The organism is Mesorhizobium sp. L2C066B000 (genome assembly GCF_000502335.1).
GTDB lineage: Bacteria > Pseudomonadota > Alphaproteobacteria > Rhizobiales > Rhizobiaceae > Mesorhizobium.
This window is the reverse complement of the sequence record NZ_AYWZ01000005.1, coordinates 12,562-38,046: the sequence shown is the minus strand read 5'-3', so window position 1 is coordinate 38,046 and position 25,485 is coordinate 12,562. Positions and strand designations below refer to the sequence as shown.

At 63.4% G+C, this 25,485-nt stretch carries 19 protein-coding genes and 1 pseudogene; 9 read left to right on the top strand and 11 right to left on the bottom strand.

Features of this window, described 5'->3' with window-relative positions:
• The first annotated feature begins 34 nt into the window (after positions 1-34).
• Positions 35-454: a large conductance mechanosensitive channel protein MscL gene (gene mscL, locus X733_RS151480; RefSeq protein ID WP_023681933.1), complete on the top strand. Its 420-nt coding sequence runs from the start codon at positions 35-37 to the stop codon at positions 452-454.
• Positions 455-612: 158 nt separating this feature from the next.
• Positions 613-1,779: a pyridoxal phosphate-dependent aminotransferase gene (locus X733_RS151485; RefSeq protein ID WP_023818773.1), complete on the top strand. Its 1,167-nt coding sequence runs from the start codon at positions 613-615 to the stop codon at positions 1,777-1,779.
• Positions 1,780-1,798: 19 nt separating this feature from the next.
• Here the strand turns inward: X733_RS151485 and hemA are convergent, their stop codons facing one another.
• Positions 1,799-3,076: a 5-aminolevulinate synthase gene (hemA, locus tag X733_RS151490; RefSeq protein WP_023818772.1), complete on the bottom strand. Its 1,278-nt coding sequence runs from the start codon at positions 3,074-3,076 to the stop codon at positions 1,799-1,801.
• A gap of 279 nt (positions 3,077-3,355) precedes the next feature.
• Between hemA and galE the strand changes: the two genes are divergently transcribed.
• From galE to X733_RS151505, 3 genes are all read left to right on the top strand, one after another.
• Positions 3,356-4,351: a UDP-glucose 4-epimerase GalE gene (gene galE / locus X733_RS151495; RefSeq protein ID WP_023818771.1), complete on the top strand. Its 996-nt coding sequence runs from the start codon at positions 3,356-3,358 to the stop codon at positions 4,349-4,351.
• Positions 4,352-4,448: 97 nt separating this feature from the next.
• Positions 4,449-5,699 carry a D-amino acid dehydrogenase gene (locus X733_RS151500; protein WP_023818770.1) on the top strand — a complete coding sequence of 417 codons (1,251 nt, stop codon included), beginning with the start codon at positions 4,449-4,451 and terminating at the stop codon, positions 5,697-5,699.
• A gap of 3 nt (positions 5,700-5,702) precedes the next feature.
• Positions 5,703-7,529 (top strand): alanine racemase, encoded by a 1,827-nt coding sequence (locus tag X733_RS151505; protein WP_023711396.1) that lies wholly within the window; start codon positions 5,703-5,705, stop codon positions 7,527-7,529.
• Here the strand turns inward: X733_RS151505 and X733_RS151510 are convergent, their stop codons facing one another.
• The 7 genes and pseudogenes from X733_RS151510 to X733_RS151535 all read right to left on the bottom strand — a co-directional run bounded on the left by X733_RS151510 (position 7,530) and on the right by X733_RS151535 (position 14,556).
• Entirely contained in the window at positions 7,530-8,906 is a 1,377-nt protein-coding gene (locus X733_RS151510) for an FGGY-family carbohydrate kinase (protein ID WP_023818769.1), read from the bottom strand. It abuts the gene before it with no gap.
• On the bottom strand, positions 8,903-9,220 hold the full coding sequence (gene rhaM / locus X733_RS151515) for an L-rhamnose mutarotase (protein WP_023715347.1): 318 nt from the start codon (positions 9,218-9,220) through the stop codon (positions 8,903-8,905). The genes X733_RS151510 and rhaM overlap by 4 nt, the downstream gene beginning before the upstream one ends.
• A complete protein-coding gene (locus tag X733_RS151520; protein WP_023818768.1) occupies positions 9,220-10,215 on the bottom strand; it encodes an ABC transporter permease in 996 nt (331 codons plus the stop codon). Before X733_RS151520 ends, rhaM begins: the two co-directional genes overlap by 1 nt.
• Positions 10,212-11,189, bottom strand: a complete 978-nt coding sequence (locus tag X733_RS151525) for an ABC transporter permease (RefSeq protein ID WP_023818767.1) — start codon at positions 11,187-11,189, stop codon at positions 10,212-10,214. Before X733_RS151525 ends, X733_RS151520 begins: the two co-directional genes overlap by 4 nt.
• A pseudogene (locus X733_RS01000000166245) lies at positions 11,186-12,624 on the bottom strand (sugar ABC transporter ATP-binding protein). The gene X733_RS151525 and the pseudogene X733_RS01000000166245 overlap by 4 nt, the downstream one beginning before the upstream one ends.
• 84 nt (positions 12,625-12,708) lie before the next feature.
• Positions 12,709-13,704 carry a rhamnose ABC transporter substrate-binding protein gene (rhaS, locus tag X733_RS151530; protein WP_023669661.1) on the bottom strand — a complete coding sequence of 332 codons (996 nt, stop codon included), beginning with the start codon at positions 13,702-13,704 and terminating at the stop codon, positions 12,709-12,711.
• 48 nt (positions 13,705-13,752) lie between these two features.
• Entirely contained in the window at positions 13,753-14,556 is an 804-nt protein-coding gene (locus X733_RS151535) for a DeoR/GlpR family DNA-binding transcription regulator (RefSeq protein ID WP_023669662.1), read from the bottom strand.
• Between the two features lie 183 nt (positions 14,557-14,739).
• On the opposite strand from X733_RS151535, the gene X733_RS151540 reads away from it, so the two are divergent.
• The 3 genes from X733_RS151540 (at position 14,740) to ggt (ending at position 20,122) form a co-directional block, all read left to right on the top strand.
• Positions 14,740-16,842 (top strand): bifunctional rhamnulose-1-phosphate aldolase/short-chain dehydrogenase, encoded by a 2,103-nt coding sequence (locus tag X733_RS151540; RefSeq protein WP_023818766.1) that lies wholly within the window; start codon positions 14,740-14,742, stop codon positions 16,840-16,842.
• Positions 16,843-16,949: 107 nt separating this feature from the next.
• Positions 16,950-18,242 carry an L-rhamnose catabolism isomerase gene (rhaI, locus tag X733_RS151545; protein WP_023818765.1) on the top strand — a complete coding sequence of 431 codons (1,293 nt, stop codon included), beginning with the start codon at positions 16,950-16,952 and terminating at the stop codon, positions 18,240-18,242.
• A gap of 140 nt (positions 18,243-18,382) precedes the next feature.
• Positions 18,383-20,122 (top strand): gamma-glutamyltransferase, encoded by a 1,740-nt coding sequence (gene ggt / locus X733_RS151550; protein ID WP_023818764.1) that lies wholly within the window; start codon positions 18,383-18,385, stop codon positions 20,120-20,122.
• A 17-nt stretch (positions 20,123-20,139) separates the two neighbouring features.
• Here ggt and X733_RS15220 read toward each other — a convergent pair whose 3' ends face one another.
• From X733_RS15220 to X733_RS151560, 3 genes are all read right to left on the bottom strand, one after another.
• Complete coding sequence (locus X733_RS15220) at positions 20,140-20,487, bottom strand: hypothetical protein (RefSeq protein WP_032885862.1); 348 nt, start codon at positions 20,485-20,487, stop codon at positions 20,140-20,142.
• Positions 20,488-20,672: 185 nt separating this feature from the next.
• Positions 20,673-22,022, bottom strand: a complete 1,350-nt coding sequence (locus tag X733_RS151555) for a sigma-54 dependent transcriptional regulator (protein WP_023730992.1) — start codon at positions 22,020-22,022, stop codon at positions 20,673-20,675.
• A complete protein-coding gene (locus X733_RS151560) occupies positions 22,019-23,878 on the bottom strand; it encodes an ATP-binding protein (protein ID WP_023818763.1) in 1,860 nt (619 codons plus the stop codon). The genes X733_RS151555 and X733_RS151560 overlap by 4 nt, the downstream gene beginning before the upstream one ends.
• Before the next feature lie 218 nt (positions 23,879-24,096).
• Between X733_RS151560 and X733_RS151565 the strand changes: the two genes are divergently transcribed.
• Positions 24,097-25,443 carry a dicarboxylate/amino acid:cation symporter gene (locus X733_RS151565; protein WP_155924202.1) on the top strand — a complete coding sequence of 449 codons (1,347 nt, stop codon included), beginning with the start codon at positions 24,097-24,099 and terminating at the stop codon, positions 25,441-25,443.
• Positions 25,444-25,485 lie beyond the last annotated feature (42 nt).

Genomic DNA, 25,485 nt, shown 5'->3' with positions numbered 1-25,485 from the left:
CGGCAGCGCGGTCCGTCATGACAAGGAGGGTCGAATGCTGAAAGAATTCCAGGAATTCATTTCCAAAGGAAATGTGATGGACCTTGCGGTCGGCGTCATCATCGGCGCGGCCTTCAGCAAGATCGTCGATTCTCTTGTCAATGACATCATCATGCCTTTCATCGGCGCACTTGGTGGCGTCGACTTTTCCAACTACTTCATAGGCCTCTCATCAACAGTGCATTCGACCAATCTTGCCGACGCGCGTAAGGAAGGCGCGGTGTTCGCCTACGGCAATTTTATCACCGTGGCGCTGAATTTCGTCATCCTGGCTTTCATCATCTTCCTTATGGTCAAGGCCGTGAACAACATGCGCAAGCGGCTCGAGCGCGAGAAGCCGGCCGCACCTGCGGCTCCGCCGCCGGCTGACGTCGCACTGCTCACCGAAATTCGCGATCTCCTCGCCAGGAAATAGACAAGGCCAGATTTCTGGACCAAAACCCCGGTCGTTCGCGGCCGGGGTTTTCTGTTGCCGCATCTGCTAAGAGCATCCGCCAATGCATGTCGCCCACAAGTGCGCAGCGGTTCTGGATAATGACATGCATCAAAGCAGACATCAAAACGGACCTGTTCATGACCCTGATCGATAGCTTGCGCGCCGAAGCGGTGGCCGCCCCCGAAAGCGGCATTGTCGCCGTCGTCAATTACGGCCGTACGCGCGAGGGCATGATCCCGCTCTGGGCCGGTGAAGGCGATTTGCCGACGCCTGCCTTCATTTCGGAAGCCGCCGCCAAGGGGCTCGCCAATGGCGAGACATTCTATACCTGGCAGAAAGGCATTCCGGAGCTGAGGCAAGCGCTTTCTCGCTACTATGCCAGGCATTTCGGCAAGAGCTTCGCCGAAGAGGAATTCATCGCCACCGGTTCCGGCATGCATGCCATTCAGTTGGCATTAGCCGCGGTCGCCGGCAGCGGCGACGAGGTGGTCTATCTCTCCCCGGCCTGGCCGAATTTCGCCGCCGCCGCCGGTATTTCCAGCGCTACCCCGGTTGCGGTCACGCTCGACCAGTCGGGCAATGGCTGGTCCTGCGATGTCGACAAGATTGCGGCTGCGGTGACGCCGCGCACCAAGGCGCTGTTCGTCAACACGCCATCGAACCCCACCGGCTGGACGGCCGATAAGGAAACGCTGCAGGCGATCCTGAATCTCGCCCGCCAAAAGGGCCTGTGGATCATCGCCGACGAGATCTATTCGCTGTTCCACTACGGCCACGGCCGTGCGCCGTCCTTCCTCGACATTTCGACCGCGGAAGACCGCATCCTGTTCGTCAACTCCTTTTCCAAGAACTGGGCGATGACCGGCTGGCGCGTCGGCTGGATCAAGACCCATCCCGAGCTGCAGCAGGTGTTCGAGAACCTGATCCAGTATTCGACCTCAGGCGTCGCCCAGTTCATGCAGCGCGGCGCCGTCGCGGCGCTGGACCACGGTGATGCGTTCATCGTCGAACAGGTTGAGCGGGCGCGAAAGGCGCGCGACCTGGTCTGCGATATTCTAGGCGCAACCGGCAAAGCGCGCTTCACCGTGCCGCAAGGCGCGTTCTATTTGTTTTTCACGGTCGACGGCATCACCGATCCGCGCCGGGCTGCTTTCGACATCGTCGACAAGGCCAATGTCGGCCTGGCGCCGGGCACCGCCTTCGGCCCTGGTGGAGAGGCGTTTTTGCGCCTGTGCTTCCACCGCCGCCTCGACCAGCTCGAGGAAGCGGCACACCGGCTGGCGGGATGGATGAGGACGGTTTGAGGTTAAATGGGCGGCGGCTTCAGCCGCCCGACTTCGGCACCAGCAGCGGCACAATCCGGTCGCTCTTGGTGACAGTGGGCCGCCCTGCGGAGCCATAGGGAATGCCCAGCGCATCCCATGTCTCGACCAGCGCGTCCTGCAGTCCCGCAATCAGCGCATCGGTATGGAACGGCGTCGGCGTGATGCGCAGCCGCTCGGTGCCGCGCGGCACGGTCGGATAGTTGATCGGCTGGATGTAGATGCCGTGCACGCCGAGCAGACGGTCGCTGGCCATCTTGCAGAGTTCGGGGTCACCGACCAGCACCGGCACGATGTGTGTCGGCGATTCCATCACCGGCAGGCCGGCTGCAGACAGAACCTCCTTGGTCCGCGACGCCTGGCTCTGTTGCGCATCGCGCTCGGCTTGCGACCGCTTGAGGTGGCGGATGGACGTGGTGGCGGCGGCGGCGATCGCCGGCGGCAGCGCCGTGGTGAAGATGAAGCCCGGCGCATAGGAGCGTACCGCGTCGATGACTGCGCTGTTGCCGGCGATATAGCCGCCCAGCGTGCCGAACGCCTTGGCCAGCGTGCCTTCGATGATGTCGATGCGGTCGGCCAGCCCCTCGCGCTCGGTGATGCCGCCGCCGCGCGGTCCGTACATGCCGACGGCATGGACCTCGTCAATATAGGTCATGGCGTTGTAGCGTTCGGCCAGTTCGACGATCTGCTTGATCGGCGCGATGTCGCCATCCATCGAATAGACGCTCTCGAACACGATCAGCTTGGCGCGTTCGCGGCCCGCCACCTGCAGCAGGCTTTCGAGATGCGCGACGTCGTTGTGGCGGAAAATCCTCTTTTCGGCGCCCGAGCGCCGTACGCCTTCGATCATCGAGGCATGGTTCAACTCGTCTGAAATGATCAGGCAGTTGGGCAAAAGCCGCGCAATGGTCGAAATCGAGGCCTCGTTGGAGACGAAGCCGGAGGTGAAGACCAGGGCCGCTTCCTTGTCGTGCAGGTCCGCCAGTTCCAGCTCGAGCTCGACGAGCGGGTTCGAGGTGCCGGAAATGTTGCGGGTGCCGCCGGCGCCCGAACCCATCTTGCCGGCTGCATTCTGGAACGCGGCAATGACATCGGGGTTCTGGCCCATGCCGAGATAGTCGTTGGAACACCAGACGGTGATTTCCTCGGCGCGGCCGTTGGAACGCCAGATAGCGCGCGGAAACTTGCCGACAATGCGCTCGAGATCGGCGAAAACCCGGTAGCGCCGCTCGGCGTGGAGCTGGTCGATCGCTTCCTCGAAGAACCGCTGATAGTTCATGTCGCCTTCCCAGTTTTGCGCGGGATCATAATCGTTGGCCCATTCGTCGTCCACCGGGCCGTTTTGGTCAAAATGCCACGCCCCAAGCCTGTTCCTAACGACCCCGGATCGTGGCCTATTCCCTTGATGAGGATCAATTTTGTTTCCGTACGATGCCACAGGCCGGTGAGACTGTTACGGATTTAACATTCAGGCGTTTCTAATGGCCTTGCCGCAGGCTTTCCAGTAAGGCGGTGATTGAGACAGTTTCCGATAAATCATGAGTAAAAGAGGACGCGGATGACGGTTTTGGTAACGGGCGGCGCCGGCTATATCGGCAGCCACATGGTCTGGGAACTGCTGGATGCCGGCGAGAGCGTCGTCGTTCTCGACCGCCTTTCCACGGGCTTCGAATGGGCGGTAGCGCCGGAAGCCAAGCTTGTCGTCGGCGATGTCGCCGATAGGGAATTGGTCGGCCAGATCATCCGGGATAACAAGGTCGACGCGATCATCCACTTCGCCGGTTCCATCGTGGTGCCAGAATCGGTTGCCGATCCGCTCGCCTATTACGAGAACAACACCTCCAAGACCCGCACGCTGATCGAAACCGGCGTGCGCGAGGACGTGCCGCATTTCATCTTCTCCTCGACCGCCGCCGTCTATGGCGGCGCCGGCCTGGAGCCGGTGCGCGAGGATGCCCGCCTGGCGCCGGAATCGCCCTACGGCCTGTCCAAGCTGATGAGCGAATGGATGCTGCGCGATGCAGCGCTTGCGCATCCCTTGCGCTACACGGCGCTGCGCTACTTCAACGTCGCCGGCGCCGATCCCAGGGGCCGGACGGGGCAGTCGACGCCTGGCGCCACGCATCTGATCAAGGTCGCCTGCGAGACCGCGCTCGGCAAACGCCCCTTCATGCAGGTGTTCGGCACCGATTATCCGACGCCGGACGGCACCTGCATGCGCGATTATATCCATGTCAGCGACCTGGCCGCGGCCCACCGGCTGGCGTTGCAGCGGCTGCGCGCCGGCGGCGGCAGCCTCGTCGCCAATTGCGGCTACAGCCACGGCTATTCGGTGCTCGAGGTCATTGACAGCGTGCGGCGCGCCTTCGGCCGGGATTTCGAGGTCAAGATGGGCGACCGGCGCCCCGGCGACGCCGCCGCCGTGGTTGCCAATTCGGACCTTGCACGCGCCGAACTCGGCTGGACCCCGCAACGCGACGACCTCGACCAGATCGTCGCCGATGCACTCGCCTGGGAGCGTATCCTCACCGGCAAGAACTCCGCGCGGGGCTGAGCCGGGCACTTCCGAGGGCTCGCAAGGCGCGCGGCGAAGCGCTATTGAAGCAATGGCGGTGCGGCGTGGAGGCGCTGTGCCGCGAAGAGGGGGTGGCATGAAGATAACGGTGCTTGGAGCCGGCGTTGTCGGTACCGCGGCCGCCTATTATCTGGCCACCGACGGCCATGAGGTCACCGTGATCGAGCGCCATCCGGCGCCGGCGCGCGGCACCAGCCAGTCCAATGCCGGCCTAGTGTCGCCGGGCGACGCCACCGCCTGGGCCTCGCCAGCGGCGCTGAAGACCTTCCTGCGCGCGCTCTGGAACCATGATCTCGGCATCAAGGTCAGGCTGCGCTTCGATCCTTATTTCCTCGCCTGGAGCCTGCGTTTCCTGCGCCAGTGCACGGTGGCGCGCCTGCGCGCTAACAGCCAGGTCAAACTGCGCCTGGCGCTCTATTCGCGCGACTGCATCAACGCGCTCTCCGACGCCACCGGCATCCACTATGACGAGCGCAAGAAGGGCATTCTTTATTTCTTCCGCTCACAGCACAGTCTCGACACCGGCACCGACAACTACCAGTTTCTGGCGAAGCATGGCCTGCCGATCGAGATCGTCGGCCGCGACCGGCTGGTCGAACTTGAGCCCGGGCTCGCCGGAGTGAAGGAAAAGATCGCCGGCGGCGTTTATTCGCCAATCGACCAGACCGGCGATTCCAGGATATTCGTCGATGGGCTGGCCGCCTATGCCGCCGAAAAGCTCGGCGTCAGATTCCTGTTCGACACCACGGTCGAGGGGCTCGACATAGAGGGCGACTGGGTGCGTGCGGTCATGACATCGGCCGGCCCGGTGACGGGCGACGCCGTCGTCATCGCCATGGGCCCCGAGAGCGGCCTGATCGGTCGCCGCTACGGTATCGACCTGCCCGTCTATCCGGTTAAAGGCTATAGCGCGACCATCCCGCTGGAGGACGAGAGCAAGGGACCGACCATGGGCGGCGCCGACGAGGACCGGCTGGTTGGTTACTCCAGGCTCGGAAACCGCCTGCGCATGTCCTCGACAGCCGAGTTCACCGGCTTCGACCGCAGCTTCAAGCCCAGCGACTTCAAGTCCATGCTGAGCACCGGCAAAGACCTTTTCCCCGGCGCTTTCGACGAGAAGAAGGCGCTGCTTTGGGCGGGCCTGCGACCAATGATGCCGAACTCGGTGCCGGTCATCGGTCAGGCCAAATATCGCAACCTCTATCTCGACACTGGGCATGGCCATGTCGGCTGGACGATGGCCTGCGGCTCGGGCAAGTTCCTGGCCGACCTCGTCGCCGGCCGCAAGCCGGAGATCGACCCCCAAGGGCTGGTCTACGGGAGCTGAGCGATGTCGGGACCGCAAGTCGCTATCGACCTTGGCCGCATCGAGCGCAACGCCCGCACCATCGTCGAACGCTGCGCATTGTCTGATATCAAGGTATTCGGTGTCACCAAGGGCACATGCGGCATGCCGCAGGTGGCGCGGGCCATGCTGCGCGGCGGTGTTGCCGGCATCGCGGAATCGCGTTTTGAGAACATTCGGCGGCTGCGCGACAGCGGCATCAATGCGCCGGTCATGCTGCTGCGCAGCCCGCCCATGGCGCGCGTCGAGGAGGTCGTGCGCACCGTCGACATCAGCCTGCAGTCGGAACTGACCACCATCCGCGAGATATCGCGCATTGCCGAGCGCATGGGCCGCGTCCACGACATCATGCTGATGATCGATCTCGGCGATCTCCGCGAAGGCATCTGGCCAAGCGACCTGATCCCCACCGTCGAGCAGATCCTGGAATTCAAGGGCGTGCGCATCGCCGGCATCGGCACCAATCTCGGCTGCTTCGGCGCCATAATGCCGACCCCGGAGAACCTTGGCCAACTCGTCGCCCATGCCTACAAGACTGAGCGCCTGTCCGGCAAAAGCCTCGACTTCATTTCCGGCGGCGCCTCGTCATCGCTGACGCTGCTGCTCGAAGGCAAGCTGCCGCCCGGCATCAACAATCTGCGCGTGGGCGAGGCGATCCTGCAAGGCGGTGTCGAAACCTTTCGCGACGTGCCGTGGCCCGAACTCGAACCCGATGCCTGCCGGCTGACCAGCGACATCATCGAGGTCAAACTCAAGCCTTCGCGGCCGATCGGCACATCCGGCTACGACGCCTTCGGCAACCAGCCGGTCTTTGCCGACGAGGGCGACCGGCTGCGCGCCATCGCCAATATAGGCCGCGAGGACGTGCTGGTGGAAGGGCTGACGCCGATCGCCAAAGGGGTGAGGGTGCTCGGCGCTTCCAGCGACCATCTGCTGCTCGATGTGCAGGATGCCGATCCGCGACCCACCGTCGGCGACCGCGTCGCCTTCCGCATGAATTATGGCGCCATGCTTCTGGCGATGACCTCGGAATATGTCGAGAAGGCGCCGATGCACGACGTCGCGGATTTCTCCGGCCGCAAGATGGTGTCGATCTCGGCCGAACCGGAAGCCGGCGGGATTATCGCCCGCGAGGGAACCGGCGCGCGGCTGGAGGCAATGAATTTCGACGTGGTCGAACTCGCCGACGTCGAGCGGCCGCCCTCGGGCCTCGTCCGTCTCGCCGCCGGCGCAGATCGCCGTATCGCCCACAAGGCGCTGACCGCAACGGCGCGGGCGACGCATTCCTTTGGCCTGATCTGGATCGATTCCCTCGCCGCCCTGATGCCCGAGGACGAGGAGGCCGAAGACATGCCTGAAGTCTCGGTGCTGGCCCGCGCGCTCGGTCTCGATCACAAGCCCGGCGCGCTGCAGCCGCAGCTGTCGCCGGAAAATGTCGTCATCGTGGGCCTGCGCCATGCCGATCCGGCGGAGGCAAGGGTGCTCAAGGATTCGCGTGTCTCGGCCTTCACCATGACCGACATCGACGCCATGGGCATGCGCGACCTCATGCATGAGGCGATCCGCATCGCGACGTCGGGCACGCAGGGCTTTCACGTCAGCTATTCGCCGACGGCGACCGAATTTACCGGCTGGGCTGCGGGCTCGGGCGGGCTGACGGTGCGCGAGACGCATCAGGCAATGGAGGCGATCTCGCTGTCCGGCGGTCTGCTGTCGATGGATGTTTCCGGGCTGACCGCCGGTCTGGAGCCGCGGATCGGCGCCGACGCCGTCAACTTCGTCATGTCGGCCTTTGGGAAGCGGATTTTGTGATCAGCCTTGCGCGTCGACTGCCGCGCGCCACGCGGTGACATAGGCCGCCCAGACCGGGTCGGTCTGCGGCTCAATTCTTTCGCCCTTGCCGTGCGTCACTGGCTGATCGGATGCGAGCAGTGCCGCGCCGATGCTGGTGCCGGTGGCCGCCTCGGAGGCGATGACGATGCGCGCGGTCGCTGCCGCCAGCATGCCGACAAAGAGCCGGTTGCGAGCAAACGGTCCTTCCACGGTGGTCGGGCCGTCGGCGCCGATCAGCTCGAGGCAGGTCGCCGTCATCAGTGCCAGATAGAAGGAAATGGCGGCGAACCGCTCGCCTTTGCTGATGCCCTCGGCACCAAGCCATGCCGCGGCATGGTGCGGGAACGGACCTGATCCCTGCTGGGTAGAAGGCAAAAGCAGCATCTTTTTTGTCAGAACGGCCAGCACCTCGCTGCCGCTGCAGTCCTGCGGCTTGTCCTTGGTCAGCTGGGAAAACTCGCGGCCACCCATGAACCGCGCCGAGGGGACGGGAGCGCCAAGCGCGCTGACATTGACCAGCGTGTCGCGCGCAGCATCGAGCGCAATCTCTCTGCCGCCGACCGCCATCGAGACCACCCAGGTGCCGGTCGAGACGACCGAGAAGGGCGGCTCGTCGGACAGAAGATGCGGCAATAGCGAGGCGTTGGAATCGTGCAGGCCACAGAATACCGGCGTCTGCGGATCGAGCCCGGTGCGCGCGGCAAGCGGAGGCAGGATCGGGCCGAGCTGGTCCCTGGCCGGCCGCACCGGCGCCATCAGCCTGCGCCAATCCAGCCTGTCGACCATCGAGGAAAAGTCCGCCTCCCAAGGGCTCCACAGATCGGTGTGGCAGCCGAGCGAGGTCACCTCGTTGGCGGCCACGCCGGTCAGGCGCAGCGCCCAGTATTGCGGATACATCAGCATCGCGGCGGCCTTGGCGAATTCGGTGGGGAAACGCTTCTCAAGCCAGAAGAATTGCGCACCGAGATTGAGGCCGACCGGCAGGCGCGGCGTACCGGTTTTGGCGAAGGGCGCTCGGACAGCGTCATACTCCGCCGCCAGCCGGTCGGGGCCGTCGAACTCGTAGTCAAGCACCGGCAGCACCAGTTCGCCCGCGGCGTCGACCAGCACGCCGGTCGCACCATGCGTGGTGATCGAAATCGCGTCGATACGCTGTTCGCGGTTGAGGCTGGCAAGGCTGTTGAGGATGAACGTCCACAGCGCCTCGACATCGTGATGCGGATAGGGCGCTTGTCGCAGCGGCGCGTTCGCCATGCGGCGCAACCCCACCTCGCTCAGCGTGACGAGATCGACCAGCGCCACCTTGGCGTTGGTCTTGCCGATGTCGATGACGGCGATATGGCGCAGCCCACTCATGCCAAATGGAACATTGTTTCCAGGGGGATGGCCACCGGTTGGTTGTCCGGCCTGGTCTCCATGATGTCGGCCATGTGCGCCCACCAGCGCTGCATCACCGGGTGCTTCGGCAGGTCGGCCATGCCATGGTCGTCGCGCCGCCACAGCACGCCGAACAGGATGTTGGTGTCTTCATCGAGATGGATCGAATAATCGGCGACGCCGGCCTCTCTCAGCAGCGCCACCAGCGACGGCCAGATCTCATCGTGGCGCTTTTTGTACTCGGCTTTCATGCCGGGTTTGAGCTGCATCTTGAAGGCGTATTTCTCAGGCATCAGCCGTTACCACGCAGCCGCCGCCAGACGATCGGCAGCGCGATGACGACGATCAAGAGCAGGCCGATGAAGATCGACATGACGATGCCGGGCACGTTGAGCAGGCCGAGGCCGAAGGTCACCAGCCCCATGATAAAGGCGGCGAGCACGACGCCAACAATGCTGCCGGAGCCGCCCAGAATGCTGACGCCGCCCAGCACCACCATGGTGATGACCTCAAGCTCGTAACCCTGCGCGATGGACGGTCGCGTCGAGCCGAGCCGCGAGGTGATCAGCACCGAGGCGATGCCGGCCATCAGCCCTGTCAGGCAAAACAGGATGAATTTGATGCGGCCGACGCGAACGCCGGAAAACTGTGCCGCGACCGGATTGTTGCCGGTGGCAAAGACACGGCGGCCGAAGCTGGTGCGATGCAGCAGGAACCAGTAGGCGACGGCCGCGATGAGGAAGAGCACCAGTTCGAACGACACCACCCACCAGACGTAACCCTGGCCGAAGAAAGCAAAACTCTCGGGATAGCCTTTGTAGGCCTGATCGCCCAGGATGATGAAGGCGATGCCGCGAAACAGGCTCATCGTGCCGATGGTGACGACGATGGAGGGCAGGCCGAGCCTTGTCACCAGGAGCCCGTTGAAGGCGCCGCAACCGAGCCCGACGACGATGCCGATAGCCACCAGCACCGGCGTGTCGGCGCCGGCCTGCACCGCCATGCCCATCATGGTCGAGGCGAGCGCGATGATGGCGGCGACCGACAGGTCGATCTCGCCCGAAATGATCAGCAGCGCCATCGCGAAGGCGATCAGGCCTTTCTCGGTGAAATTGAAAGTCAGATCCGACAGGGAGTAGGCGTCGAGGAAATAGGGCGAGGCGAAACTGTTGATGGCGAAGATGGCGACCGCCACGACGACCAGCAGCGCCTCCCAGGAAAAGATCGCCGAGGAGAGCGGCTTGTCGAGCCGGTCGGGAATGTGGCGCGGGGCGGGGGTGTCGGTCATGCCGCTTCCGCTTTCCTCAGGATAATCCGCCCCTGCTGACGTTCGCCACGCGCGTTGAGCACGACGGCCAGGATGATGGCGCTGCCTGAAATCGCCATCTGCCAGAAGGGCGAGATGTTGATGACGGGCAGCGCGTTGGAAATGATGCCGAGGAACAGCGCCCCTAACACCGCGCCCCCGACCGAGCCGATGCCGCCGGCAATCGAAATGCCGCCGATGACGCAGGCGGCGATGATATTGAGTTCATAGCCATTGGCGACCTCGACCGAGGCGATGACATAACGCGAAATCCAGAGATAACCGGCGAGCCCGCCGATCATGCCGGAAATGCAGAAGACGATGAATTTGGTTCGGCCGATATCGATGCCGGCATAGACCGACGCCGTCGGGTTGACGCCGATGGCATAGATCGAACGGCCAAGCGCGGTTCGCGTCATCACCACGAAGAACAGCGCGATGACCAGTATGGCGATCCAGGACAGAACCGGAATGCCCAGGAAAGCTGCGCGCTGGAAGCCGATGAACTCAGGGCTCATCTTGTCGGCATTGACCCATGCGCCGCCGGACAGGACGAAGGTGGCGCCGCGATAGATGGTGAGCGTGCCCAATGTCACCACGATCGAAGGTATGTTCAGCCGCCACACCAGCAGGCCGTTGATGGCGCCGAGCACCAGTCCGACGGCCAGCGCAATGACGATCAGCAGCGGGATAGGGATCGCCGGATGCGCGGCGTTCAGCATCGCCACCACCATGCCGGTGAAGCACAGGTTGGAGGCCATCGACAGGTCGATCGAGCGGGTCAGGATGACGACCATCTGTCCCAGCGCCAGGATCATCAGGATCGAGGTGTCGTTGAACACCTGGGCGAGATTGCCGGGGTCGGCAAAGGCCGGGAAACGCGTCGAGATCAGAGCAATCAAAACGACGATCGCCGCTGCCAGCCAGATCTCGCGGTATTTAAGGAGAGCCTTCATGCCGCGATTCCCGCTGCCGTCCGGACCAGCGTTTCGGCGTCCAGCCCCTTATTATCGTAGACCGCCGCAACCAGCCCTTCGCGCATGACGACGACGCGGTCGGACATGCCCAGAATCTCCGGCAGTTCCGACGACACCATGATCACCGACAGATCGGAAGAGCACACGTCTGNATCTTCTGTTGGTTGCCGCCCGACAGCGTGCCGACATCCTGGCTGAGCGAGGAGGCCCTGAGGTCAAGCCGCTCGGTGTAGGAGCGGGCGAGCGCGACTTCTTCCGACAATCGCAGCAGGCCGGATTTGGAGGTGCGCTTCAGCGAAGGCAGCGAGACATTCTGGAAGATCGGCAGGCCGATCACCACGCCCTGCTTGCCGCGCTCTTCCGGCACATAGACGATGCCGGCTTCGATGGAATCCGCCGCCGATTTCGGCGTGATCGTCTTGCCTTCCAGCGTGATCGTTCCACCCGATATGCGGGTGATGCCCGATATCGCCTGCATCACCTCTGACCGCCCGGCGCCGACAAGGCCGTAGAAACCGAGGATCTCGCCCTTGTGCAGTTCGAAGCCGATGTCGTTGAATTCGGTCGGGTGCGAAAGGCCAGCGACCGACAGCACCGGCGCGCCGATCTCGGCCTTGCGTTGCGGAAAGATGTGATCGACCGAGCGGCCGACCATCATGCGCACGATCTGGCTCTGGCCGGTATCCTTGATAAGGCCCTCGCCAACCATCTCGCCGTCGCGGAACACGGTGTAGCGATCGGCGATCCGATAGATCTCGTCGAACTTGTGGCTGATGAACAGGATCGCCTTGCCTTCCTCCTTGAGGAATTCGATCAGCAGGAAAAGCTCCTCGATCTCCTTCATCGAAAGGGCTGCGGTCGGCTCATCCATGATGACGATCTGCGCATCGATCGACATCGCGCGAGCAACCGCTACCAGATGCTTGTTGGCGATGCCGAGGTCTTTCAGCCGCGCATCGGCGTTGATATGGCCGGCATGCATGGTGTCGAGCACTTCGCGCGCGTGTTTTCGCATGGTGCGCCAGTCGATGGTGCCTAGCCGCGTGCGCGGTGCATGGCCGAGAAAAATGTTTTCGGCGACGCTCAGATCGTCGAACAGCACGGTTTCCTGATGAATGGCGGTGACGCCGTGGCCGAAGGCGGCATGCGCGCTGGGCAGGGTGACGGCCTGGCCGTCAATGCTGATCGTGCCGGCGTCGGGCTGGTAGATGCCGGTCATGATCTTGACCAGCGTCGACTTGCCGGCACCGTTTTCACCGATCAGCGCCGTAACCTGGCCGGGGTAAAGCGACAGGCTGACATTGTGCAGCGCGCGCACGCCGGGAAAGCTTTTGGAGACGCCGGACAGCGTCAGGCGCGGGGCAGGACCCGTGGGCTCCTCCTTCGCAATGCCGTGCTGGGCTGTCGTGTCCATATCCGTATCAAGCCCTGAAACAAGGTCCGTTTAAAGTCGCGGCGGGATTTTGGTCCCGCCGCGCTTGGTCCGAGACGTCCGAGATCAATAGATCTTGGAGAACTTTTCGATGTTGGACTTGTCGAACTGGAAGGGCGGAGCCATCGCAGCCGAGTTGCTGTCATCGAGCGTGACCTTGCCGACGCGGCCGATCGACAGCGTTGCGCCCGGCTTTGCCTCTTCCTTCTTCACCGCCAGATCATGAGCGAGGTAGACGGCGGAGTAGCCGAGGTCGATCGGATTCCAGAGGGCAACCGCCTGGCTGGAACCGTTGTCGATGAACTTCTTGAACTCCGACGGCAGCGCCAGACCCGTGACATTGACCTTGCCGATCAGGTTCGCGTCGGTGACGACCTGGGCAGCGGCAACGACGCCGACGGTGGTCGGCGCGATGATCGCCTTGAGGTTCGGATAGGATTTCAGCAGGCCCTTGGCTTCGTCGGTGCTCTTGGCCGAATCGTCATCGCCGTAGACGGTGGCGACGAGTTTGATCTTGGGGAATTTCTCCGGCAGGATCTTCTTGGCCGCGTCGATCCAGGCGTTCTGGTTGGTCGCGGTCGACGAAGCCGACAGAATGGCGACTTCGCCGCCTTCCGGCAGATAGTCGGCCGCCAGCTTGATGATGGTCTCGCCGATCAGGCCGGTGTCGGACGGGTTGAGATGCAGCTGGCGGCCTTCCTTGGCGACGCCCGAATCCCACGAGATGACGGTGATGCCGCGCTCCATGGCCTTCTTCAGCACCGGCACCAGCGCGTCGGCGTCATTGGCCGAAATCGCAATGGCGTTGACCTTCTGCGCGATCAGCGAATTGACCACTTCGATCTGCGCTTCGGCGGTCGCCTTGGTCGGGCCGGTGTAGATGATGTCGACATCGCCGAGTTCCTTGGCCGCCTCTTCGGCGCCCTTGTTGGCGGCGTCGAAGAAGCCGTTGCCGAGCGACTTCACCACCAGCGCGATCTTGACGTTCTCGGCATAGGCGGCATTCACGAACATGGCGGCCGAGAACGCGGCCGTCACCATCAATTTCTTCAGAAAGCTCATCGTATTTCCTCCCTTGAGCGTTGCATTCCATCGTCGCTGCGGTTGGCCTCAGGCCTGCAGCGAGGATTCTTCCTTTGCCGACTTGCGGGCGACGATCAGCGTCACACCCGCGGCCTCCAGCATGTTGGCTTCGCGATCCTCGATGCCGTCATCGGTGATGACGGTGGCGATGCGCTTGAGCCCGCACAGGATCAGGCTCGAGCGCTGGCGGAATTTCGATGAGTCGACCAGCACCACCAGTTCGTCGGCCTGGTCGATCAGTTTCTGCTCCGCCTGGATCAGCAGCGGGTCGCCTTCCATCAGGCCAAGCGGCCCGAGCCCTTGAGCGCCCATGAACATGCGGCGCGCGTAGAAATTACGCGTCACGTCATTGTCGAAGGGCGAGAGGATGATGTTCTGCTCGCGGTAGATGGTGCCGCCCGACAGCATGACGGTGTTCTTCGAATGCTTGAGCAGGTGCTCGGCGATGGGGAACGAATTGGTGAAGATCGGCATGCGGCGTCCGGTCAGGAAATGCACCATCTGGAAGGTGGTGGTGCCGCCATTGATGATGATCGGTTCGCCGTCCTTGCACAGCTCCACCGCTTCGCGCGCAATCGCGCGCTTCTGCGAAGCGTTAAGCGTTTCGTTGACGGAAAAGGGCCGGCCGGCGAGGCCGATGAACTGCGGTGGCGAGATCGCCTCGGCGCCGCCACGCACGCGACGCAGGCGCTTTTGCACATGAAGAGCCGCGATATCGCGCCGGATCGTCGCCTCGGAGGAGTCCGTCAGGTCGACCATCTCCTGCACCGTCACCACAGGCTTTTCCTGGACGGCGGACAGAATGATCCTGTGGCGCTCTTTTTCGTGCATGGTTCCTCCCTGCATGGTCATGAGGCACTAGAAAACCACCAGTGTCAATCATTTCCGCTCATATAATTTCATTGTGCAGTGCAATATGATCGATCTTGATCGTTTATGATTGACAACCGAGATGCTTGCGTAGACATTTCCGGCAAAATGGACCGCGCCTTTTGCGTCCCAGGGAGGATAATCATGCTCGACAAGCGCTCCGGCTCGCGCCTTGCCAACCTTTGGGACGATGCTAAAGCCAAGGGGCTGAGCGAGCCTGAGCTTCTGGTCTATCGCTCCAACACGCTCGGCTCCGACAAGCGTGTCACCAATTATGGCGGCGGCAACACCTCGTCCAAGATCCGGCAGAAGGACCCGCTCTCTGGCGCCGAAGTCGAAGTGCTATGGGTCAAGGGCTCGGGCGGCGACAGCGCCTCGATCAAGCTGGACGGTTTCGCCACGCTTTACATGGACAAACTGCAGGCGCTGAAAGGCCTTTATCGCGGCGTCGCGCATGAGGACGACATGGTGGGCTATCTTCCCCACTGCACCTTCAATCTCAACCCGCGCGCGGCCTCGATCGACACGCCGCTGCACGCCTATGTGCCGAAGCCGTTCGTCGATCACATGCATCCCGATGCCATTATCGCGATTGCCGCGGGCAAGGATTCCAAGGCGTTGACCAAGGAGATATTCGGTGACGCCATCGGCTGGCTGCCGTGGAAGCGGCCGGGCTTCGAACTTGGCCTCTGGCTGGAGAAATTCTGCGTCGAACACCCCGAGGCCAAGGGCGTCATCCTCGAAAGCCACGGCTTGTTCACCTGGGGCGACACACCCAAGGAGTGCTATGAGACGACGATCTCGGTCATCAACCAGGCGATCGAATGGTTCGAGCGCCGCTCCGAGGGTCTCGCCATCTTCGGCGGCGAAGTCGTCAAATCGCTAGACGCCGCTGAGCGCCGCGCCATCGCGGCGAGACTGATGCCGAGGATCCGCGGCCTGATTTCGGAGAAGAGCCACAAGCTCGGCCATTTCGACGATTCCGCCGCTGTGCTCGAATTCGTCAACTCCAGGGATTTGCGCCCGCTGGCGGCACTCGGTACCTCATGCCCGGATCATTTCCTGCGCACAAAAATCCGCCCGCTGGTTATCGAGTTCGACCCAGCGAAGCCCGACGTCGAAGCCGTGATTGCGCGCCTCGCCGACGATATTGCTGAGTACCGTGTCGGCTACCAGGCCTATTACGACAGCTGCAAGCATCCGGACTCGCCCCCGATCCGCGACCCCAATGCCGTGGTCTACCTGATGCCCGGCGTCGGCATGTTCACCTTCGCCGGCGACAAGGCCACCGCCCGCATCTCTGGCGAATTCTACGTCAACGCCATCAATGTCATGCGCGGGGCCTCGACCGTTTCGTCCTATGTCGGCCTGCCGGCGCAGGAGGCCTTCGACATCGAATACTGGCTGCTCGAGGATTTGAAGCTGCAGCGCATGCCGAAGCCGAAGTCGCTCGCCGGCCAGATCGCGCTGGTCACCGGCGGCGCCGGCGGCATCGGCCGCGCCACCGCCAATCGCCTGCTGCGCGAAGGCGCCTGCGTCGTGCTGGCCGATATCGACGAGACCGCACTTGCCAGCGCCAACGACGAACTGGCGAAAGCCTATGGCAAGGACTTCGTCCGGCCGGTGCTGATCAACGTCACCGCGGAGGAGCAGGTGATTTCCGGCTTCGCCCAGACAGCCGTCGAGTTCGGCGGCATTGATATTCTCGTCTCCAACGCAGGCCTCGCCTCCTCGGCGCCGATCGAGGAGACAACGCTGGCGCTGTGGAACAAGAACATGGACATATTGTCGACCGGCTATTTCCTGGTCTCGCGCGAAGCCTTCCGGCTGTTTCGCGCCCAGAAGATCGGCGGCAATGTCGTCTTCGTCGCCTCCAAGAACGGCCTTGCCGCGTCACCCAACGCCGCCGCCTATTGCACCGCCAAGGCCGCCGAAATCCATCTCGCCCGCTGCCTCGCGCTGGAAGGCGCGGAAGCCCAGATCCGGGTCAATGTCGTGAATCCGGACGCCGTGCTGCGCGGTTCGAAGATCTGGACCGGCGAGTGGAAGGAACAGCGCGCCGCCGCCTACAAGATGTCGACCGACGATCTGGAAGAACACTACCGCTCGCGCTCGATGCTGAAGCGCTCGGTGTTTCCGGAAGACATTGCCGAAGCGATTTATTTCCTGGCGTCCGACATGTCGGCCAAATCCACCGGCAACATCATCAACGTCGACGCCGGCAACGCGCAGAGCTTTACGCGCTGAGTTAAGGGCGGAGCGCTTCTCTTCTCCCCGTCACTATACGGGGAGAAGGTGGCCCGAAGGGCCGGATGAGGGGCAGCGCTGACTGAACGCATTGGGAGGAATAGCACTTGTCCGAAACCATCATCGCCGCCGATCTCGTCTCCAGCCACAACGCCCAGCGCAAACCCGACCTCGAACGCGACTACGCCTCGCTCGGGGAACGCCTCGACCGTCGCGGCATCGCCATCGACGCCATCCGCGGCAAGGTCGAGAAATTCGCCGTCGCCATTCCGTCCTGGGGCGTCGGCACCGGCGGCACACGCTTTGCCCGCTTTCCCGGCGCCGGCGAGCCGCGCGACATTTTCGACAAGATCGAGGACTGCGCCGTCATCAGCCAACTGACGCAGGCGACACCGACCGTCTCGTTGCACATCCCGTGGGACAAGGCCGATCCGAACCGGCTGAAGCAGGCCGCCTCGCGCTTCGGCCTCGGCTTCGACGCCATGAACTCCAACACCTTTTCGGATGCCAGGGATCAGACGCTCTCCTACAAATTCGGCTCGCTTTCGCATGCCGATGCCGGCACGCGCCGCCAGGCCGTCGAGCATAATCTCGAATGCATCGAGATCGGCAAGACGCTGGGGTCCAGGGCGCTGACAGTGTGGATCGGCGACGGCTCGAATTTCCCCGGCCAGGTCAATTTCGCCAAAGCCTTCGCGCGCTATCTCGACGCCATGAAGGAGATCTATGCCGGACTGCCCGCCGACTGGAAACTGTTCACCGAACACAAAATGTACGAGCCGGCTTTCTACTCCACGGTCGTGCAGGACTGGGGCACTAACTACCTCATATCCAAGGAGCTGGGCGACAAGGCCTACTGCCTGGTCGACCTCGGCCACCATGCGCCCAACGTAAACATCGAGATGATCGTGTCGCGGCTGATCCAGTTCAAGAAACTCGGCGGCTTCCACTTCAACGATTCCAAATATGGCGACGACGACCTCGATGCCGGCTCGATCGATCCCTACCGGCTGTTCCTGGTCTTCAACGAACTGGTCGATGCCGAGCTGTCCGGCGCCGAGGGTTTCGATCCCGCCCACATGCTCGACCAGAGCCACAACGTCACCGACCCGATCGAAAGCCTGATGCTGTCGGCAGTCGAGGTGCAGCGCGCCTATGCGCAGGCGCTGCTGGTCGACCGCAAGGCGCTCGAGGGTTTCCAAGACGGCAATGATGCGCTGATGGCGACGCAGACTCTGAAAGCTGCCTACCGCACCGATGTCGAGCCGATCCTTGCCATGGCGCGGCTGAACACAGGCGGCGCCATCGATCCAGTCGCCGCATATCGCGCGGCGGGCTACCGGGCGAAGGTCGCGGCGGAACGGCCGGCGGTTGTGGGCGGTTCAGGCGGGATTGTTTGAGATTGGCTAATCTCCACCACAGGGGGGAGATCAGCTTGCCTCTGCCGGCAGGCGAACACCAATATGTGTTCGCTCATATTGATGATGGACTCGGCCGCTCCATGTAGCTCTTCTAGGCACACCGCACTTGGAGCACCGCCATGCCCTTGACCCGCCGGACGCTGATTGGCGTCACCCTTTCGCTCGCAATTGCGCTCGCGCCATCCGGCGCGCTCCATGCCGCCTCGCCTCAACCGGCGAAGGGCGAGCACGGCATGGTCGTCACTGCCCAGCATCTGGCGTCGGAAGCCGGCGTCGAGGTGCTGAAGAAGGGCGGCAATGCCGTCGATGCGGCGGTCGCCGTCGGCTATGCGCTCGCCGTCGTCTACCCTAATGCCGGCAATATCGGCGGTGGCGGGTTCATGACCATCCGCTTCAAGGACGGCAAATCGACCTTCCTCGATTTCCGCGAGCGCGCGCCGCTGGCGGCAACCAAGATCATGTATCTCGACAAGGACGGCAATCCGGTGAAGGGCGCCAGCCTTGATGGCTACCTTGCGGTCGGCGTACCGGGTTCCGTGGCAGGGTTCGAGATGGCTCGTGAAAAATATGGCACGCTGCCACGCCAGGATTTGATGGCGCCGGCAATTGCCTATGCCAAGGATGGCTTCATCCTCGACCAGGGCGACGCTGCTTCATTCGCAAGCAATGCCGCACGGCTGGCGAAGGACCCTGCCGCCGCCGCCATCTTCCTGAAGCCGGACGGCAAACCCTATGGCGCCGGCGAGCGTCTCCTCCAGCCCGATCTTGCAGCCTCGCTCGCCGCCATCTCCGAAAAAGGCGCCGACGCCTTCTACAAAGGCGCCATCGCCGGCGCCATCGTCAAGGCGAGCGGCGCCAGGGGCGGCATTCTGGCCAAGGCAGACTTCGAGCAATATAAGGTACGCGAGCTGCAACCGGTGAGCTGCACCTATCGCGGCTATGAGATCACGTCCTCGCCGCCGCCAAGCTCCGGCGGCGTTATCATCTGCGAAATCCTCAACGTGCTGGAGGGCTACCCGCTGTCCTATCTCGGCGCCGGCTCGGCCGAGACGGTGCATGTCATGGTCGAGGCGATGCGTTACGCCTATGTGGACCGCAACTCGGCGCTCGGCGATCCAGATTTCGTCGACAATCCGGTCTCGAAACTGCTCGACAAGGGTTACGCCAAGGAGATCCGCGACAAGATCGACCCGTTCCGCGCCGGCGTCTCGCAGGATTTGATGCCGAAGGGCTTCGGCGAGTCGAAGGAAACGACGCACTATTCGATCATCGACGATGACGGCAATGCGGTCGCGGTCACTTATACGCTGAACGGCTCGTTCGGCGCCGGCGTGGTCGCGGACGGCACCGGCATCCTGCTCAACAACGAGATGGATGATTTCACCCAGAAGCCTGGCGTGCCCAACCTCTACGGTCTCGTGCAGGGAGAGGCCAATGCTATCCAGCCGAAGAAGACGCCGCTGTCATCGATGAGCCCGACTATCGTCGCCAAGGACGGCAAGCCGTTCATGGTTATCGGCAGCCCCGGCGGCTCGCGCATCATCACCATCACGCTGGAAGCCATCGTCAACGTCATCGACCACGGCATGAACATCCAGGAGGCGATCGACGCATCGCGCATCCACCATCAATGGCTGCCCGACACGATCTATGTCGAACCCTTCGGCCTGTCGCCCGACACTGAAAAACTGCTGGCCGGCATGGGCTACCACCTCGATCTCGCGGATTCTACTTGGGGGCAGGCGGCCGGCATTCTTGTCGGCGGCAAGAGCCTGGCGGAAATCGAGAAGGGCGGCGGCTCCCGCTACAACGGCGCCATCGACAGCCGCGCCGCATCCGGCGAGGCGATTGGCTACTGATCAAAACAAGAGATTGATCAGAGGACGAGCGTAAGCGTCGACCCGACGAGCATCAGCGCGGCGATCACGACGAACGCCGCGTAGATGCGGGGACGGTCGAGGAGCAGCGCATTGCCCGATATCCAGGCCGCGGTTGCGCCGCCAAGCGCAAACAGGAAGCCGTTCCGGTGACCAAAGGTCATGGAAGCGGCCATCAGCCCGCCAATGATCAGCGCGCCGAAGACGATGATCACGGCAACGGCGTATTTCTCGAAGTCGTTGCCGCCGCCCATGGCCGGGCCGATCGCGTTCAAATTCGTCAGATCGTCCGGATCGAACGGATTGGTCGATCCATATTCATCTTGACCGACAGGTTCTCGCATCATTCATTCTCCGCTGACCGGCAACAAATCATCAACATCTGCCGAGCGCAACCGGATCGCGCCGTGCCGAAGGCCGCCGATGCGGTCTTCAACACTTTCTGATGCCGACTTGCCACGGTTTTTTTGCGCCGGTTCACAAAATCTACCCTGCTTTCGGGTCCACACGCCTGAATTGCCTGGAAAATGAATTACCTGGAAAAATCGCTGCGCACGATGCCGTGCCGCTGCAGCTTGTCGTAGAAGGTCTTGCGCGGAATGCCGAGCGCTTCGATCGTGCGCCGGACATCGCCGTCATTGCGGCCAAGCGCCTCGCGGATGACATTGGCTTCATAGCGTTCCAGCCGTTCCGGCAGTGAGCTGGCGTCATCCGGCTCCGCCGGGGCGGAAGGTGGCGCTTGCGCCGCTTCCTCGAGTCCCAGCACGAAACGCTCGGCGAAATGCGCGAGTTCACGCACATTGCCCGGCCAGTCGTGCTGGCTCAGATGGCGGTGCACTGAGGCAGGCACGGCTGGCATTTGCCGGCGGAAGCGGGCGGCTGCACGCTCTGCGAAGTAGAAGAACAGCAGGGCGACGTCGTCGCGGCGTTCGCGCAGCGGCGGGATCGAGATCGTCACCACATTGAGCCGGTAGTAGAGATCCTCGCGGAAGGCGCCGCGCCGGCTGGCATCGCCGAGATCGACCTTGGCGGCGGCGACGACGCGCAGGTCGACCGGCCGGATTTCATTGGTGCCGAGCGGCGTCACCTCGCGCATTTCCAGCACCCGCAGCATCTGCACCTGGGTCGAGGCCGGCATGCTTTCGATCTCGTCGAGAAACAGCGTGCCGCCGCTCGAATGCTCGATGCGGCCGATGCGCTTCTTCTGTGCGCCGGTGAACGCGCCGGCCTCATGGCCGAACAGTTCGCTTTCGATCACCGTATCCGGCAGCGTGCCGCAATTCAGCGCCACGAAATTGCCCTTGGCGCGGCGGCTCCAGCGGTGCAGCAGGCTCGCCACCACCTCCTTGCCGGAGCCGGTCTCGCCAGTCACCAGCACGTCGACATCGGTGTCGGCGATCTGCCGCAGCGTGCGGCGCAGCCGCTCCATCGCCGGCGTCTGGCCGATCAGCGGCAGGCCGTCCTGCGCCTGTTCGGCGCTTTCGCGCAGCGCGCGGTTCTCCATCACCAGTCGGCGTTTTTCCGCCGCCCGCGCCACACTTTGCGCCAGCCGGTCGGCGGCGAACGGCTTGGTGATGAAGTCGTAGGCGCCGTCCTTGATCGCCTTGACCGCAACCGCGATGTCGCCATGTCCGGTGACCAGGATTACCGGAATGTCGGCATCAAGCTGCAAGACGCGGTCGAAGAGCTGCAGGCCGTCAATGCCGGGCATGCGGATGTCGGACACCACCACGCCGGGAAAATTGGCGTCGAGCCCGGCCAGCGCCTCGGCCGCCACCGCAAAGGCCGAGACGGAAAAACCAGCGAGTTCCAGCGTCTGCCGCGTGGCCCTCAGCAATTCGCTGTCGTCGTCGATCAATACGACCGGTGCGGTGTCCATCATGCTGCCCTGGCGAGGTGAATGGTAAAGCGCGTACCGGCCTGGCCGCTCGCCACCTCGATGCGTCCGCCATAGTCGGCGACGATGTCCTGCGAGATGACGAGGCCGAGCCCGAGGCCTTTTTCCTTCGAGGTGTTGAACGGCGTGAACAATGACTTGAGGATGGCAGGCGAAATGCCCGGCCCATTGTCGGCGACGGCAAGCGCCACGCCGTCGGCCGTCTCCTGGGCCGACACCTGCACCCTGGCGCCGTCGCGCCCGTCCAGCGCTTCCAGCGCATTCTGGAACAGGTTGATCAGCACCTGTTCGAGCCGCAGCCGGTTGCCCATCACCTTGAGCGTTACCGGCGGCAGCGTGATATCGAGCGCGTCCAGCCGGCCGGCAAAGCGGCTTCTGAGCAGCACCACGGCGCCCTCGATGACGCCGCGCAGTTCGACCGGTTCGGCTGCCGTGCGCCCCTTGCGGGCAAAGACCTTCAACTCTTCGGTGATGCCGCCGATGCGCTCGGTCAGCGCGGCAATCGCTCCAAGGTTCTCCTCGGCCGAGGCGGTCTGCTTGCGCTCCAGGAACACACGCGCATTGTCGGCATAGGCGCGGATGGTCGCCACCGGCTGGTTGATCTCATGCGCGACGCCGGCGGCAACCTGGCCGAGGGTAGCAAGACGGTTGGCCTGCACCAATTCCTGCTGCATGACCTGCAGCTTGGCTTCGGTGCTGCGGTGATCGGTGATCTCGGCCTGCAGCCGGTCGCGAGCCAGGCTGAGGTCATGCGTACGCTCGACGACGCGGCGCTCGAGCTCGATGCGCGCTGCCTGTTCGGCGGCGATGCGCATCTGCGCCGACTGACGGCGCCACAGGAGGTAGCCGGCCAGCGCCAGCAACGGCACCACGACGCCCAGCGCCAGCAGCCGCATCTCACGCACCGCAGCCGCGATCGGCGCTTCGACCGGCACGAGATAATCGAGCCGCCATGGCGTCGATTGGACCAGTGTCGAAAGCCTGAGATATTCGGCATCGCTGCCGCCCGGTGTTATCGCATGCACCATCGACACGTCAGGGCTCAATGCCTCGGGGCGTGTGATCGGCAAGGGGATCAGCGGCGCGTTGCCGAATTGCTGGCTGCTCCGGATGGCGGCAGCCACCGGGCCGGTCAGCGGCGCGGTGGTCATGAAGCGCCAGGACGGCACGCTGGTGATCAGCACGACGCCGTGGTCGTCGCTGACATAGGCCGGCCGGTTGGCCTCATGCCAGTCGGCTTCAAGCTGGTCGAATTCCATCTTGACGACGACGACGCCGAGCGGTGCCGCCGCATTGCCGACGCGACGCGAAATATAGAGGCCCGGGCGCTTGCTGATGTTGCCCAGCGCAAAATATTCGGCCGTTCCCGATTGCATGGCGCCGGAGAAATAGGCGCGGAAACCATAGTCGTTGCCGACGAAGCTGGTTGTTTCGCGCCAGTTGCTGGAGGCGATCGCAAACCCGTCGACGCCGGTGACGTAAAGCACCGAAGCCTTGGTGCCGGAGACCAGCCCTTCGAGCTTGCGGTTGAGCACGTCGATCGTGACAGCGCCCTTGTTCTGCAGGGCGTCATGCACCTGCTGGTCCTCGGACAAGAGCAGCGGCAGCGCCCGCGGGCTTTCCAGCACGGCGCGCAGCAACGCAACCTTCAGATTGGCATCGGTGCGGCCTTGCGCCGCCAGTGCCGCGACCTCAGCGCGGCGCGCGTAGAGGCCGGCGCCGGTGAGCGCCGTGGCAACGATCACCAGCGCGATCGCCGCAAACAGCAGCCAGGCGCGACGCGCGCGTTTGCCGAGTTGCTCGGGCGTCGGCGACAGGACCGCGGCAGGGCGTTGCAGCATTCCCTATTTGTGCATGATTCCGCACAAAGCACAATTCAGTCATGCGGATGTCCGCACTTGCGTTGAGCGGCAGCAGCCTCGATCGGACGAATACCCAACAAAATCAATGGCTGCGGTATGCCGCACAGTCTGGCACGGCAGTTGCAATGACCAATACAGCAGTCGCAAGGCTGCGGAAAACAACTGCCCCGGGAGGTCGAGCTTTCGATCGGGGCGCCATGGAGGACGTCATGCAGCCAGCATTCGCTGCCGCCGAACCGCGCGGCAAGCTACCCTTTTACCGTCATCTCTACGTGCAGGTCCTGACGGCGATCGCCGCCGGCGTGCTGCTCGGTCATTTCTATCCCGAACTCGGTGCTTCGCTGAAGCCGCTCGGCGATGCCTTCATCAAGCTGGTCAAGATGGTGATCGCGCCGGTCATCTTCCTGACGGTGACGACCGGCATTGCCGGCGTTTCCGACCTGAAAAAAGTCGGCCGCGTCGCCGGCAAGGCGATGATCTACTTCCTGGTCTTTTCGACGCTGGCGCTGGTCGTCGGTCTGGTCGTCTCCAACGTCGTCCAACCGGGCGCCGGCATGCACATCAATGCGGCGACGCTCGATCCCTCGAAGGTCGCCACCTTCACCGAGAAGGCGCATGACACGACCATCGTCGGCTTCCTGCTCAACATCATCCCCGACACCATCACCGGCGCCTTCGCGCAAGGCGACATTCTGCAAGTGCTGTTCTTCTCGGTACTGTTCGGCATCTCTCTCGCTCTGGTCGGCGAGCGCGGCCGCCCGGTCGTCGATTTCCTGCAGGCGCTGACCTCGCCTATCTTCCGCCTGGTCGCCATCCTGATGAAGGCCGCCCCCATCGGCGCCTTCGGCGCCATGGCCTTCACCGTCGGCAAATACGGCATCGGCGCGATTGCCAACCTCGCCTTTCTGATCGGCACCTTCTACCTGACGTCGCTGCTCTTCGTGCTGGTCGTGCTCGGCGCTGTCGCTTGGTACAACGGCTTCTCGATCCTCGCCTTGATCCGCTACATCAAGGAAGAGCTGCTGCTGGTGCTCGGCACCTCGTCCTCGGAAGCCGCTCTTCCCGGCCTGATGGCCAAGATGGAGCGCGCCGGCTGCAACCGCTCGGTGGTCGGCCTGGTCATCCCGACCGGCTATTCCTTCAACCTCGACGGCACCAACATCTACATGACGCTGGCGGCGCTGTTCATCGCCCAGGCGACCGACACGCCGCTCACCTATGGCGACCAGATCCTGCTGCTGCTGGTTGCCATGCTGAGCTCCAAGGGTGCCGCCGGCATCACCGGCGCCGGCTTTATCACGCTGGCCGCCACGCTCTCGGTGGTGCCTACTGTGCCGGTCGCCGGCATGGCACTGATCCTCGGCGTCGACCGCTTCATGTCGGAATGCCGAGCGCTGACCAATTTCGTCGGCAATGCAGTGGCGACGATCGTTGTGGCGCGCTGGGAAGGCGAACTCGACCAGACCAAGTTCGCCGCCGCCATGGCCGGCACATTGTCCGAGGAAGCCGACCTGGCGCTGTCGGGCGATCTGCAGCCCGCCTGACCGCTCCGGGCACTGACGTTTGAGCACAAGGCCGCAGCCGAT

Coding starts and splice junctions, on each gene's coding strand:
- X733_RS151560 (WP_023818763.1), bottom strand. CDS start 23,878: ATGCTGCAACGCCCTGCCGCGGTCCTGTCGCCGACGCCCGAGCAACTC.
- X733_RS151535 (WP_023669662.1), bottom strand. CDS start 14,556: ATGCACGAAAAAGAGCGCCACAGGATCATTCTGTCCGCCGTCCAGGAA.
- X733_RS151525 (WP_023818767.1), bottom strand. CDS start 11,189: ATGAAGGCTCTCCTTAAATACCGCGAGATCTGGCTGGCAGCGGCGATC.
- rhaM (WP_023715347.1), bottom strand. CDS start 9,220: ATGCCTGAGAAATACGCCTTCAAGATGCAGCTCAAACCCGGCATGAAA.
- hemA (WP_023818772.1), bottom strand. CDS start 3,076: ATGAACTATCAGCGGTTCTTCGAGGAAGCGATCGACCAGCTCCACGCC.
- rhaS (WP_023669661.1), bottom strand. CDS start 13,704: ATGAGCTTTCTGAAGAAATTGATGGTGACGGCCGCGTTCTCGGCCGCC.
- X733_RS15220 (WP_032885862.1), bottom strand. CDS start 20,487: ATGATGCGAGAACCTGTCGGTCAAGATGAATATGGATCGACCAATCCG.
- mscL (WP_023681933.1), top strand. CDS start 35: ATGCTGAAAGAATTCCAGGAATTCATTTCCAAAGGAAATGTGATGGAC.
- ggt (WP_023818764.1), top strand. CDS start 18,383: ATGCCCTTGACCCGCCGGACGCTGATTGGCGTCACCCTTTCGCTCGCA.
- X733_RS151520 (WP_023818768.1), bottom strand. CDS start 10,215: ATGACCGACACCCCCGCCCCGCGCCACATTCCCGACCGGCTCGACAAG.
- X733_RS151565 (WP_155924202.1), top strand. CDS start 24,097: ATGGAGGACGTCATGCAGCCAGCATTCGCTGCCGCCGAACCGCGCGGC.
- X733_RS151500 (WP_023818770.1), top strand. CDS start 4,449: ATGAAGATAACGGTGCTTGGAGCCGGCGTTGTCGGTACCGCGGCCGCC.
- X733_RS151485 (WP_023818773.1), top strand. CDS start 613: ATGACCCTGATCGATAGCTTGCGCGCCGAAGCGGTGGCCGCCCCCGAA.
- galE (WP_023818771.1), top strand. CDS start 3,356: ATGACGGTTTTGGTAACGGGCGGCGCCGGCTATATCGGCAGCCACATG.
- X733_RS151510 (WP_023818769.1), bottom strand. CDS start 8,906: ATGAGTGGGCTGCGCCATATCGCCGTCATCGACATCGGCAAGACCAAC.
- X733_RS151540 (WP_023818766.1), top strand. CDS start 14,740: ATGCTCGACAAGCGCTCCGGCTCGCGCCTTGCCAACCTTTGGGACGAT.
- X733_RS151555 (WP_023730992.1), bottom strand. CDS start 22,022: ATGATGGACACCGCACCGGTCGTATTGATCGACGACGACAGCGAATTG.
- X733_RS151505 (WP_023711396.1), top strand. CDS start 5,703: ATGTCGGGACCGCAAGTCGCTATCGACCTTGGCCGCATCGAGCGCAAC.